13 protein-coding genes are annotated in these 13,327 nt (G+C 39.7%); 1 reads left to right on the plus strand and 12 read right to left on the minus strand.

The window, feature by feature from the left end; all coding sequences use genetic code 11:
* Positions 1-19: 19 nt before the first annotated feature.
* The 8 genes from hppD to LRP83_RS00680 form a co-directional block, all read right to left on the minus strand.
* Positions 20-1,138, minus strand: a complete 1,119-nt coding sequence (hppD, locus tag LRP83_RS00645) for a 4-hydroxyphenylpyruvate dioxygenase (RefSeq protein WP_230494731.1) — start codon at positions 1,136-1,138, stop codon at positions 20-22.
* Between the two features lie 19 nt (positions 1,139-1,157).
* Entirely contained in the window at positions 1,158-2,591 is a 1,434-nt protein-coding gene (lpdA, locus tag LRP83_RS00650; protein WP_230494732.1) for a dihydrolipoyl dehydrogenase, read from the minus strand.
* The gene (locus tag LRP83_RS00655) at positions 2,591-3,775 is read right to left on the minus strand and encodes a dihydrolipoamide acetyltransferase family protein (protein ID WP_230494733.1); all 1,185 of its coding nucleotides are present in this window, start codon (positions 3,773-3,775) and stop codon (positions 2,591-2,593) included. The genes lpdA and LRP83_RS00655 overlap by 1 nt, the downstream gene beginning before the upstream one ends.
* Before the next feature lie 13 nt (positions 3,776-3,788).
* The gene (locus LRP83_RS00660) at positions 3,789-4,784 is read right to left on the minus strand and encodes an alpha-ketoacid dehydrogenase subunit beta (RefSeq protein WP_230494868.1); all 996 of its coding nucleotides are present in this window, start codon (positions 4,782-4,784) and stop codon (positions 3,789-3,791) included.
* Positions 4,784-5,851 (minus strand): pyruvate dehydrogenase (acetyl-transferring) E1 component subunit alpha, encoded by a 1,068-nt coding sequence (gene pdhA / locus LRP83_RS00665; protein ID WP_230494734.1) that lies wholly within the window; start codon positions 5,849-5,851, stop codon positions 4,784-4,786. Before pdhA ends, LRP83_RS00660 begins: the two co-directional genes overlap by 1 nt.
* Positions 5,852-5,882: 31 nt before the next feature.
* Positions 5,883-6,989 carry a Leu/Phe/Val dehydrogenase gene (locus LRP83_RS00670; RefSeq protein ID WP_230494735.1) on the minus strand — a complete coding sequence of 369 codons (1,107 nt, stop codon included), beginning with the start codon at positions 6,987-6,989 and terminating at the stop codon, positions 5,883-5,885.
* Between the two features lie 114 nt (positions 6,990-7,103).
* Entirely contained in the window at positions 7,104-7,499 is a 396-nt protein-coding gene (locus LRP83_RS00675; RefSeq protein ID WP_230494736.1) for a thioesterase family protein, read from the minus strand.
* Between the two features lie 186 nt (positions 7,500-7,685).
* Positions 7,686-8,639 carry an NAD(P)H-dependent flavin oxidoreductase gene (locus tag LRP83_RS00680; protein ID WP_230494737.1) on the minus strand — a complete coding sequence of 318 codons (954 nt, stop codon included), beginning with the start codon at positions 8,637-8,639 and terminating at the stop codon, positions 7,686-7,688.
* 230 nt (positions 8,640-8,869) lie between these two features.
* On the opposite strand from LRP83_RS00680, the gene LRP83_RS00685 reads away from it, so the two are divergent.
* Positions 8,870-9,391, plus strand: a complete 522-nt coding sequence (locus LRP83_RS00685; RefSeq protein WP_230494738.1) for a gamma carbonic anhydrase family protein — start codon at positions 8,870-8,872, stop codon at positions 9,389-9,391.
* Between the two features lie 46 nt (positions 9,392-9,437).
* Here the strand turns inward: LRP83_RS00685 and paaX are convergent, their stop codons facing one another.
* The 4 genes from paaX to LRP83_RS00705 form a co-directional block, all read right to left on the minus strand.
* The gene (gene paaX / locus LRP83_RS00690; RefSeq protein WP_230494739.1) at positions 9,438-10,313 is read right to left on the minus strand and encodes a phenylacetic acid degradation operon negative regulatory protein PaaX; all 876 of its coding nucleotides are present in this window, start codon (positions 10,311-10,313) and stop codon (positions 9,438-9,440) included.
* A gap of 101 nt (positions 10,314-10,414) precedes the next feature.
* Positions 10,415-11,191 (minus strand): enoyl-CoA hydratase-related protein, encoded by a 777-nt coding sequence (locus tag LRP83_RS00695; protein ID WP_230494740.1) that lies wholly within the window; start codon positions 11,189-11,191, stop codon positions 10,415-10,417.
* Between the two features lie 14 nt (positions 11,192-11,205).
* On the minus strand, positions 11,206-12,402 hold the full coding sequence (locus tag LRP83_RS00700) for an acetyl-CoA C-acyltransferase (RefSeq protein WP_230494741.1): 1,197 nt from the start codon (positions 12,400-12,402) through the stop codon (positions 11,206-11,208).
* 17 nt (positions 12,403-12,419) lie between these two features.
* On the minus strand, positions 12,420-13,271 hold the full coding sequence (locus LRP83_RS00705; protein WP_290369465.1) for a 3-hydroxyacyl-CoA dehydrogenase: 852 nt from the start codon (positions 13,269-13,271) through the stop codon (positions 12,420-12,422).
* Positions 13,272-13,327 lie beyond the last annotated feature (56 nt).

A 13,327-nucleotide genomic window follows, 5' to 3' on the forward strand; every position in this document is an offset into this window, starting at 1 on the left:
TCCCTCCCTTTAAATGGATTTATAAATTTCCGCGTCTTGCTTGCTCACGTTCAATTGATTCAAATAATGCTTTAAAGTTTCCTTCTCCGAACCCTCTTGCCCCTTTACGCTGGATAATTTCCATGAATAGAGTGGGTCTGTCAACAATAGGCTTTGTGAAAATTTGTAAAAGATAGCCTTCATCATCTCGATCTACTAATATATTAAGCTCACGAATTTGATCGATGGACTCATCGATTTTTCCAACACGTTCCGATAACATTTCATAATAAGAATCTGGAGTCGTTAGGAACTCTACACCATTATCACGTAATACTCTTACCGTTTCGCAAATATCCTCTGTTAAAATCGCAAGATGCTGTACCCCAGGTCCATTATAAAATTCTAGATATTCTTGGATTTGAGACTTTCTTTTCCCTTCAGCTGGTTCATTAATTGGGAATTTGATACGTCCCCCATTATGCATTACCTTTGACATTAAGGCTGAATATTCTGTTGTAATATCTTTGTCTGTAAAATGCTTCATCTCTTTAAAGCCCATTACATTTGCATAATAATCCACCCATTCAGGCATTCTTTCTACGTTGCCAACGACGTGGTCCACTGCGATTAACCCAGCATCTTTAATGGGCATCGTTCCACCATCAATTGGTTCAAACCCTGGCATAAATGTCCCTTTATAGTTTTTACGTTCGACTAAAGTATGAACAGTATCACCGTAAGTACCGATAACGGCTTTTTTAATGACACCATGTTCGTCCTTCAGTTCATAAGGCGGGGTAATGGCAATTGCTCCTCGAGAAACGGCTTCATTATAGGCTTTTTCGACATCATTAAATAATAAGGCGATATCTTTAACACCGTCACCGTGTTGCTTTACAAATTGCGAGACCCTAGTATCTTCTTTTAATGAGCCGGTGATCACAAGTCGAATTTTTCGTTGTTGAAGAACATAAGAAACTGTTTCACGATTGCCTGTTTCTAATCCTGAATAAGCGACAGGTGTAAATCCGAATGCAGTACAAAAATAGTGACATGCCTGTTTAGCATTTCCTGTATAGATTTCTAAATAATCAACATCGATAACTGGAAAAAAGTCTTCTACTTTTTGATTTGTTGCGGCTGTCTTTTCTTTCATTATTAATTCCTCCTATAAGTTAAGTAGTTACTTTCTTTTGTGTTTTTTGTGGTGGAAGGTGAATCGCTTCACTATTAAGCGAATCCATTGCCTCGAGTATTCCTTCATTCATACTGGGGTGAGGGTAGAAAGGGAATTTTATGTCTTCTTCTCTCGCAACCATCTCTAACGACAGTATGCCGCTAGAGATCATTTCGATAGCCCCTTCTCCCATCATATGGACACCTAATATAGTTTCATTTTCTAAATGGGAAATGACCTTCACAAAACCATCTTTCTTACCTAATAATGTGGCAAACCCGTTACTCGCTAAAGGGAATTTCCCTACTTTTACTGGGATTCCTTCAACTCTAGCCCCTTCCTCGGTTAAACCGACCGAAGCAATGGGTGGCTGGAAATGAACAATTTTAGGGATATAGTTAGCATCATATTCTGGATGCTTTCCTGCGATAGCCTCTGCAGCTACTTTACCCTGGGTAATCGCTTTCACTGCTAAAGCAGGTCCTTCAGTGACATCCCCAATTGCATAGATGGTTGGAACCATTGTTTGACACTGCTTATTTACATGAATATAACCGGTATCTGTTAAAGTGACGCCTATCTTTTCAATACCTAGTTCCTTTATGTTTGGAATTCTGGGTATTAAAAGTAGTAAATGAGTTGCGTTAAGGCTAATTTTTTCTTCTTGGATATTTAATTCAACTAAGAGTTCCTCATTAGAAGAATGGGCATTAATAAGTTGGACATTACGCAAAACTTGAATTTTCTTCTTTTTTAATATCCGTTTTATCTCTTTTTCAATGGAGGAATCATACCCAAATTCCTCTTTTTCTAGTAAAATTGTGACCTCGGACCCAAAAGCTTGAAAGGCCATCCCCATTTCAAGGGCTATTTCATTAACCCCGTAAACTATTAAGTGTTTTGGAATTTCTGAAATTTGTGGGATCATTCCTGAATGAAAAATCGTTTTCCCATTAGGTTGGATTCCTAGAGATTTTGACGGTAGGGATCCAGTAGCGATGATGGCTTGATTAAATTGCAAAACCTCATAATGCTCTTCGATTTCTACGCCAATTCGATTTTCACTTAAAAAATAGCCAGTTCCATTTAATAGCTCGATTTTATTTGCTTGGATTAAGGCTTTGACACCATTTTGTAATTGGGCAATGACTTTCTTCTGATAGGATCTGAGTTTTTGATAATCAAAGTTAGGTAAAGAATCGCCAATTCCCATTTCGTGACTATCTTTAAAGAGATTTAGCCTTGAAGCGGCTGCTGTGAACACTTTTGAAGGGATACAACCTTCATTTAAACAAACTCCACCTAACTCTTTTTTTTCAATTAATGTTACTTTTTTTCCGAGTTGTGCTGCGCGGATTGCAGCATGGTAACCACCTGGACCACCGCCAATAATGACAACATCCTTCTCATGGGCAAGCTCACCGACAACCATTACACCAACTCCAATAACATTAAGTTTGGATTTTCAATGAGCGTTGTTAATCGGTTTGTAAATGCTACCGCAGTTGCCCCATCTGCTACTCGATGATCAAAGGACATCGAGATATTCATGATGGAGCGAATAACGATTTGATCATCTTCTGTTACAACTGGCCTCTTCTTTGTTTTATGGAAGGAAACGAGAGCTACCTCTGGATGTTGAATAATTGGAGTTGCTCCAATACTGCCGCCTAATGGACCTACGTTGCTGATAGTGAAAGTTCCACCACTAATATCCTTAAGGGTGAGTTGATTTTGCAATGCTTTCTCGGTAAGCTGCTTCAATTCAATATGGAGTGTTTCAATTGATTTTTGCTCCACGTTTCGAATAACAGGAACCATTAAACCGTCTGGTGTATCGATGGCAACACCAATGTGATGTTCTTTTTTTAACTGGATTGACTCTTGTTCTTCTAGTAAACTTGCATTAAATATTGGGAACTCTTTTAAACTTATGGATATAGCTTTTAAGAAGAAGACGGTTGCTGTAATGTTTCGGTTCCTATTTTTTAATTCATGACGAAACTCTAATAAGTTGCTTACATCGATTTCCTCGAAATGAGTACAATGTGCAATCGTATGAAGTGATTGAACCATTTTTTTAGCGATATGCTTTCGTTTTCCGCGGAAAGGAATAATGTCTTGTTGGATGGTTGAGGTTTCTTGGATGTTAAATGGCTCAGTCATGTTTTGTTCTTCAACTTGGATACTAGCTTCTATCGGTGTAGATTGATTTTGTATATATCGATAAACGTCTTCATCCGTTATTCTACCTGCTGGACCTGTGCCAAAAATATCCTCAATAGGAATACCGTTTTCACGGGCAATTTTTCGAGTATATGGAGTGGCCATGACTCTAGTTGTGTTTGATATTGTGGTTATTGGAACTTGCACCGTTGTATTTATTTCTTTTTCTAGAATTAAAAGGGTTGTACCAACTGGAATGTTTTCACCAGCTAGGGCTTTGATTTCCTTAATAATACCCGCTGCTGGAGCAGGGATTTCTGCTGTCATTTTATCTGTTTGTACTTCGAGTAATGGTTGGTCGGCTTTAACAACATCACCAGGTTTGACAAAAAAACAATTGATGGTTGCTTCGGCCATCCCTTCGCCAATATCACTAAGCTTTACCTCCAAAAATTTCACCTCACTAATACTTCATTACTTTTTCAATTGCGTGAACGACTCGTTTTGGTGTCGGTAGATAATGATCTTCAAAACCAAAATACGGAACAGGTGTATCGAAACCCGTAACTCTTTCTACTGGTGCCTTTTGGAATAAAAATGATGTGTCATTTATTATTGAAACGATGTCATTTCCTACACCGCCAGTTGCATGTGCTTCATGAACGATGACCGTTCTTCCCGTCTTTTGTACAGATTCGGCAATTAACTCATGATCTAAAGGATAAAGTGTCCGAAGATCGAGAACATCACAGTGAATCCCTCTTACCTTCATTTGTTCGGCAGCCTTAAGGGCTACAGGAACCATGGCTCCCCACGAAATGAGAGTGACATCTTCCCCTTCAATAAGTCTATTGCCTTTTCCGATTTCAACAATGTATTTACCATCTGGAACCTCATCACGAACCGATCTATAGCTACGCATAGGTTCTAAAAACAGAACTGGATCTGGGTCTTCGATGGCGGCAATTAACAAGCCTTTAGCATCATATGGATTAGATGGGCATACAACTTTAATACCAGGCATATGTGTGAAAATAGCCTCAGTACTGTCGCAATGGATCTCAGGGGCACGAACTCCTGCTCCATAAGGTGCACGAATAACCATTGGAACGGTATAGTAGCCCATTGTCCGCATTCTTAATCTAGATGCATGGGTCATAATCTGTTCATAGGCAGGATAAATGAACCCTAAAAATTGGATCTCAACAACGGGACGGAAGCCATTGACAGCCATTCCAATGGCAGCTCCAACGAAGCCAGCTTCACTTAGTGGTGTATCTAACACTCGATCTTCACCATATTTTTCCTGGAGACCATCAGTAGCACGGAAAACTCCACCATTTTTTCCGATATCTTCTCCAAGAAGAATCACCTGTTCATTTTCTTTTAACATGGTATCCATCGCTTCATTAATGGCTTGAACAAGGGTAAGTGTTTTTGTCTGGATTACAGTATTCATCATGGATTCACCTCTAGTAATCTCAAATACTCTTCTTTTTGCTTTTGGATACCCCATGTTGGTTCAGCAAAAACATGATCAAAAATATCCGCAGGATTGGCCACTGGAAATTCTTCCATTTCTTGAACTGCTAAATCAATTTCAGCTTGTGCAGCTTCTTCGATTTCATTAATCCAGTGTTCATCATACATCCCTTCATTCTTCATAAAGTGTTCGATTCTCAATAACGGATCCATGGTATGGCGGCGCTGTTGACTCTCTGTTTGATCACGGTATTTTGATGGGTCATCAGCAGTAGTATGTGCTCCGTATCTCCATGTCACAGCCTCAATTAAGGTTGGCCCTTGCCCTTGTCTTGCTCGTTCTAGCGCTTTCAATGTTTCAAAATAAACCACAAAGATATCATTACCATCAATACGAACGCCGGGTATATCATAGGCTAATGCTTTTTGCGCAATCGTTTGACTGCTCATTTGTTTATTAATTGGCACTGAAATCGCATAACCATTGTTTTGGTTAAACAGAACAACAGGTGCCTTCATGACGCTAGCAAAATTGATTCCTTCATGAAAGTCTCCTTCAGAAGTGGCTCCGTCCCCAAAATAAACAATGGCTGCATTTTTTGTACCCTTTCTCTTTTCAGCATATGCTGCACCAGCCGCGTGAGGAATTTGCGTTGCAATCGGAATGGCTGGTGGAAAGATTTTCTTTCCTTCAGGGGGAATACAGCCTTCATTCCGCCCATTCCAGAAAAGTAAAATATTACGCAAAGAATGACCAAATGTCATTGCGGCACCATGGTCGCGATAGGTTGGAAAAAGCCAATCATCCTGTTGTAAGGCTAGTGCACTACCGACTTGTGCTGCTTCTTGTCCTTCAAATGGGGCATAGGTCCCGATACGTCCTTGGCGTTGGAGACTTATTGCTTTACGGTCAAAGGTGCGGATTCGAACACAGTGCTGATAAAAATTCTTCACTAGTTCTGTTGTGATTTGTGAACGTATGTCCTTATTTAAAATTTTTCCATTTTCATCTAAGAATTGTTGGATTGGAAATTGTTTTATCATTAGAACACTCCTTTAAGGGAAAAATAATTCGCTATGTCCTTACATCCCATTTAGGACGTTTCATATGGGAGAAAAAGCTATTGCGACGGGTTCTAGTTTCGATACGTTTCTCACAGAAAGAGTTTGCTGCTTCTACGGTAGTAATTCCTGAATCAACCGTGTGACTGTAAATATCAAGTAAAGAGCTGTAAATGGCTTTCGTTTTACGAAGGACACGATCTTTGTTTGGGGTATATAATTCATCGGCAACTTGAATTAATCCACCAGCGTTTACGATATAATCAGGTGCATAGAGAATTCCTTTTTCATGAAGAGTCTTGCCATGACGTACCTCGAGTAATTGATTATTGGCCGATCCAACAACCGATTGAACCTTCAATTGTGGAATCGTATCGTCATTGATAATCCCACCTAAAGCACAAGGAACAAAGACATCCGCTGGGCAACTATAAATTTCCTCACTTGAAACTACTTTGATACCTGTACCTAACTCTTTTGCTTTTTTTACTAATTGGTCAATCGCATTTTGATCGATGTCCGTTACATAAAGGTCTGCCCCACTTTCCAATAACCGTTCGGCTACTTTATAGCCTACTTTTCCAAGACCTTGAATGGAATAGCTCCGATTGGCTAAATCCGTTGTTCCCCACAAAAATTGATTGGAAGCTTGAATGCCGTAAATAACACCGTGAGCAGTTGGAATCGAAGAATCTCCACTTCCTCCATACGCTTCGTCAACTCCGACAATACAGTTTGTTTCTTTTAAAGCATGGACAAAATCGTCTGTAGTTGTCCCCATATCCGTCCCCGTATAAAAACGACCATTTAAGGATTCAACAAATTGGCCAAAAGCGCGAAACAGCTCTGGACTTTTATCCTTATGTGGATCCCCGATAATAACTGATTTCCCACCACCAAAATCAACATCCGCTGCCGCGCATTTATAGGTCATTCCTTTAGACAATCTTAATACATCTTCTAAAGCTGCCTCTTCACTCTTATATGGAAACATGCGGCAACCGCCTAAGGCAGGACCAAGTCGAGTACTATGTATGGCAATAATCGCACGTAATCCAGTAGTTTCGTCATTACAAAAAACCACCTGCTCATGCTCACGAATCTTCTCAAACACATTCATAAAAAATACCTCCTAAATGTATAATGCTTTATTTCTTTAAAGCACTGGGGGACTGTCCCCCAGCACTTCACCGCTTTAAAGGATGTAATAGTTCTGTAAACAAAAAAACCAACCTCATTGGAGGCCGTTATTTAACATTTTTGTGATTTTTCGTTTTGGTAATATGACTTGCTTAATTTCGCCGATGCCGATTAGTTCTGTGTCTCGAAAAACGGAGACCTTTGTTATTACTATATTTCTGTCGTATTCGATTAATTCCGCAATAATAGTAAGCTTCGATCCTTCTGGAGCGGGAGCGAGGTGTTTGGCAGAAACGGCTCCTCCCATTCCTTCCTCATCTTCCTCTAAAAAGGGGAGGATAATTTTTCTTGAAGCCCATTCCATATGATAAATCATAGAAACAGTTGAATAGGTTGGATGAACCACATTACCATCAAATTGAGCAAACATATCGGAGGATACTGTAATTTGGATTGATTCTGTTTGCCCTATATTTAATCCAGATTTCAATTCCAACCCTCCTAAAATACAATGTAATCGCTTCCATTAATGGTATGATACTCACCGTTAACACCGTGAATATATCGTTATACTATCATTGAAAGAACACTCTAGTCAATAATATTCTAAAAATTTAGTATTGTTAAAAAGTTAAAGTTTTATAACTTCATAATAAAGTTTTTAATTCTAGGAAACTTAAAGTTTGAATAAGCCTATCCCTCTTTGAAGTTGTGTTCTTGCTTCCTCCATCATTCCTTCCATTAGCTCTTTAACTGTTGGTATCGTAGACACCATTCCAGCAATTTGGCCGGCGTTCATAAAGCCCTCCTGTTCATTTCCTTCTATAGCACCGCGTTTATGTAAATCTTCAGAAGTGAGTGCTAAATATTCTTCATCGGTCATCCCTTTTTTTTCGTATTCTAATAGTTTTCCTGTATAGGGTGCTTGAAGGACGCGACGAATTTTTCCGACCGACCGCCCAATGATAACGGTACTTGTATCATCAGCAAACAGTATTTTTTCTTTATAGTTTGTATGAAATGGGGCTTCTTTTGTGGCAATAAACCTTGTTCCCATTTGTACACCGCTAGCCCCTAAACAAATCGCTGCAGCTAGTCCTCTTCCATCAGCAATCCCCCCCGCTCCCACTACAGGGATATCGACAGCATTTACAATTTGCGGAATAAGTGTCATCGTTGTTGTCTCGAATGGAGAATTGATTCCTGCTGCTTCATACCCTTCTGCAACTAAAATATCTACACCAGCAGCCTCGGCTTTAAGCGCATGCTTAACTGAGGCAACAACGGCAATCACCTTGACTCCATTTTTATGTAAGTTCTCTATATATGGTGATGGATTTCCAGCTGATAATGATACAACTTGAATTTTATGTTTTAGTAACAGCATTAGCATTTCTTTTAAATATGGCGTTACACTTATCGGGATGTTTAAAGCGAACTGTTTGGATGTTAAGGCCTTTGTTTCCAAGATGATTTTTTCGACTTCATCCGGTGTCATGGTCCCGACACCAATAGTTCCAAGTCCACCAGCCTCTGAAACCGCTGCTGTTAAAGGCGCATTGCTGATATTTCCCATTCCACCTTGTAAAATAGGATATTGAATGTTTAAAAATTGAGTTAATCGATTCACAAAAATTCCTCCCTCGTAAGATAAATGTTATACTAGTTTTAATTATCAGACAATACCAAAAGCTGAAGTGCCTTTTTAGCGACGTATGGACTGGAGCTACACTCCCTTTCGATAAAGGAAACACGAATCGCGTTTTTGGCGATTCGATGTTGACTTATCGTAGGGAGGGATGTGAAGTCCACTAGGCGATGGGTGATGAAGCTGGACGACGCAGAATGGAGTGCAGGTAAATGAAGTATTCTTATAACAATAAAAAGCCTGATGTACATGAATCGGTGTTTCTGGCACCAGGCTCTTCAATCATTGGGGATGTCAAGATTGGCAAGGAGTCGACCGTTTGGTTTAATGCCGTTCTCCGTGGGGATGAAGGCCCCATCGTGATTGGGGAACGAACTAGTATTCAAGATAATGTGACAGGTCATTTATATGAAGGCTTTCCTTTATATATTGGAAATGAAGTAACGGTTGGTCACAATGCGATTTTACATGGATGTACGATTGGAAATAGATGTATCATCGGTATGGGGTCGACTATATTAGACGGTGCGGAAATTGGAACTGAATGTATTATTGGGGCAAATACATTAATTCCTTCTGGGAAAAAAATTCCCCCACGCTCCCTTGTGGTTGGTTCCCCTGGTAAGGTCGTACGTGAACTTACTGATCGAGATTTAGAGTTAATACAACTTTCTATAGATTCATATGTTCAAAAAGGAAAAGAATACAAACAGAATCTAATGGAAGTGAAATAAGAATACCGTATCCCTATAGCTATAAGGGATACGGTATTTTTTTTGGCTACTCAATCATATAGGGATGGCCTAATACATCGTAGTCTTCATCCTTTGAACCGAGCTCATTGCCTTCCTGAAAAACATTCTCAAAAAATCGTAAAGCTGGTTCAGCTAATTCTTTATAATACTCACTAAAAAGGGAAGCAGCATGACCACCTAGCCATTTTTCAGGTAAAAGCTCTTCGGGTAAACCTGGATCAACGAATAGAAATTTGCGGTATTCATGAACAAGCTTTGTTCGTTCCACAAAGCATTCAGCATCTGTCATTTGTCCCTTTTGAATTTTGTTCCGATCAATCACATATTTTTGTGAATACTCACTAATAAATTCTTGGTATTTTTGATTAATTTCATCAATATTCCAGCTTTTTTCAACGATATTTTTATTATCATGGGGTCCTTTATATTCCGCAATGAAAAAATCGACATAGGAGCTAATATCATATTTATCAATTAAATCCTGTACCTGTTTTTCAAGTTGATTAGCGGAAATCCAACAGCTGTTTGACATTGTACCAAAACCGCTCCACACGAGCTCTTTGCGAAGTTCATCTCGAATATTTCGGATTTCTTCTGGAATCGTGTACATAAAGATTCGCCATTTTCCATCCCACTTAACAGGCTTAAGCTTGAAAATACGCTCTGCAGCCTCTTCGATCCTGCTTACACCACGGTCGGTTAATGTATAGTAGCTTTTATTGCCAATCTTCTCTGCTTGGATCCAGCCTTGTTTGTTCATTCTTGAAATGGCCGCCCGAACAGATTGTTCATTATGTCCAAACTCAGCTAAAAACCGAATTAAACTACCAATCCAAATTTTATTACCATAATGAAAAATATAATCTCCAAATAATGTAAAAATCATTGACCTTGTATTCACTTTATCACTTCATCCTCTTTCGATTACACACTTATTAGGTTAAGCACATTTTACTAAAAAACGGAGAAGAATAAAATGTTTTTTGAAAATAATAAAAAATTCTATTTTCCAGTGAAAACGGGTTTTCTTTTTTCATTAAAGGCAGCTAAGGCTTCTAAACGGTCCTTGGATGGGATGGTCACTTCATATGCCTTTGCTTCAATTTCTAAACCTGTGACAATATCAACCTCTGCCCCTAATTGGATGGCAAGCTTTGCCTGACGTATAGCAATTGGCGCATTTTGAAGAATTTCGTTGGCGAGTTTTTCGCATGTTACCATTAGGCTGTTTTGTGAAACGACTTTTGTTAATATCCCACAATTATACGCTTCATAGGCTGATATTTTTCTAGCTGTAAATATGAGCTCCTTCGCTTTCATTTCACCAATCAATCTAGTAAGTCTTTGTGTCCCACCAGCACCTGGAATGATACCCCAGCTCACCTCTGTTAAGCCCATCGTTGCCTGTTCAACCGATATACGAAAATCACATGCTAATAACAATTCAAATCCACCACCAAAGGCGAACCCGTTGACGGCAGCTATGGTAGGCTGTGGCAGATTGGCGATTTCTTGAAAAACATCGCGGATTTTACGGACATTTCGTCTGACCTCTGACTCTGTCAAACTACGTCGTTCCTTTAAGTCTGCACCTGCGCTAAAAGCCTTATTTCCAGCTCCGGTAAAAATAATTACTCTGGCTTCATGACTGGAATAAAGTTCTCCCACAACATCTCCAAGCTCGACGAGTGTATCATAATTAAAACAATTTAATACCTCTGGTCGATTGATCGTCACATAAGCGATCCCATTTTTCTCTTCTAGGATAATGTTTTTCACGTCTATCCTCCCTTTTATCTTTCAATGATAGTTGAGACCCCCTGGCCAACTCCAACACACATCGTAGCAAGTCCATACTTAGCGTCGCGTCTGTTCATTTCATAAATAAGAGTCGTTAGTATCCTAGCCCCGCTTGCGCCAAGTGGATGTCCGTATGCAATGGCACCGCCATTCACATTTACTCTTGATTGATCCAAGCCTAATTCCTGAATACAAGCAAGTGATTGTGAGGCAAACGCTTCATTTAATTCAACTAAATCTAAATCACTCACCTTGAGATTTGCTCGTCTTAAGGCTTTTTTTGTGGACTCAATTGGCCCGATTCCCATACAGGAAGGCTCGACACCACTAACTGCTGAAATCACATACTTGGCTAATGGTTCAATATTTAATTGTTTAGCTTTTTCAGCACTCATTAAGAGAAGAGCTGCAGCTCCATCATTTACCCCTGAAGCATTACCAGCCGTTACAGTCCCATTTGGGAATATGGGCTTTAATTTCGCCAGCTTTTCGAGGGTTGAATCAGGACGAGGGTGTTCATCTTGGTCGACTGTTATCGTATTTCCTTTGCGATCCTGGTAAATGACAGGAATTATTTCATCTGATAGATAGTGATTGTGCATCGCATATGCTGCCTTTTGCTGACTATGGTAAGCGAATTGGTCCTGTGCTTCGCGAGTAATGCCATACTTCTTGGCGACATTTTCAGCTGTTTCAGGCATACTGTCTACACCAAACATCTCTTTAAGGATTGGATTTGTAAAACGCCAGCCAATTGTTGTATCAAACATTTCCATATTCCCTCTTGGAAATTCATCGTTAGGTTTTGCCATGACAAACGGAGCTCTTGTCATGCTTTCTGTACCTCCAGCGATAAAAATATCACCCTCACCAGCCATAATGGCTCTAGCTGCGTAATTCACTGCATCTAGTCCTGACCCACATAGTCGATTGATAGTAGTACCAGCAACCCCAATGGGAAGTCCTGCTAAAAGAGCTGACATACGCGCTACATTTCGGTTGTCTTCCCCTGCTTGATTGGCATTCCCCATAACAACTTCTTCGATTTCATGTGGATTCATCTCCGGATTTCGCTTGACCAGAGCTTTAATGACAATAGCACCTAAATCATCTGGGCGAATTGTTTTTAAGGCTCCCTTGTAGCGCCCGAACGGAGTCCGAACCGCATCTACAATGACTACTTCCTTCATTGCCAGACCTCCCTTCATTAATGATTACGATAATCATAAACTCCTCGTCCTGTTTTTCTTCCGAGACGCCCTGCTTTTACGTATTGTTCTAAAAGGGGTGCTGGACGATATTTCTCACCTAATTTTTCATGTAAATATTTTAAGTTGTTTAATCGCGTGTCTAGCCCGACTAAATCTCCTAATTCAAATGGTCCCATCGGATAATTAAGTCCTAGTTTAATAGCCTTATCGATTTCTTCAGGTGTTCCTACCCCTTCCTGAAGCATATAGAAGGCTTCATTTCCCACAAGAGCACTAATTCGACTAGTCACAAAACCAGGGAATTCGTTGATCGTAACAGTTTCTTTGCCCATTTTTTCCGCGGCCAATTTCACTTTTTCAACAGTTTCATCACTTGTTTCTAGACCGCGAACCATCTCAATCAATCTCATTTTTTGTACGGGATTAAAGAAATGCATCGCCATAACCTTTTCAGGCCTTTTAGTGAAAGATCCAAGCTCAGTTGGACTCATTGTTGAAGTGTTAGATGTAAATACGCAACTGGCTGGCGCATGCTGATCAATTACCTCGAAGATTGTTTTTTTAATTTCCGTAACCTCTGGAACCGCCTCAATAACAAGGTCAGCTTCCTTTACGGCAGGTATCAGATGGTTGGAGTAAGATAAAAAGGCACGTGCTTCGTGAGCTTCCTGTTGCGTTAATTTGTTTCTTTGAATGGCTTTATTAAAAATAAGGTCAATTTCCTTTTCAGCGCTTTTCAGCTGTGCTTCGTTAATATCTACAAGTGTCGTAGTGAAACCACCTACAGCACTTACATAAGCAATTCCACGACCCATTACTCCTGAACCGATTACAACTATGTTTTGCAAATGTATGACCCCCTTTTTTAAAAAGAAGAGGAGCACTCATCATTATCAGAGTGCTC

It is taken from the genome of Pseudoneobacillus rhizosphaerae (assembly GCF_917563885.1).
GTDB classification, from domain to species: domain Bacteria; phylum Bacillota; class Bacilli; order Bacillales; family Cytobacillaceae; genus Pseudoneobacillus; species Pseudoneobacillus rhizosphaerae.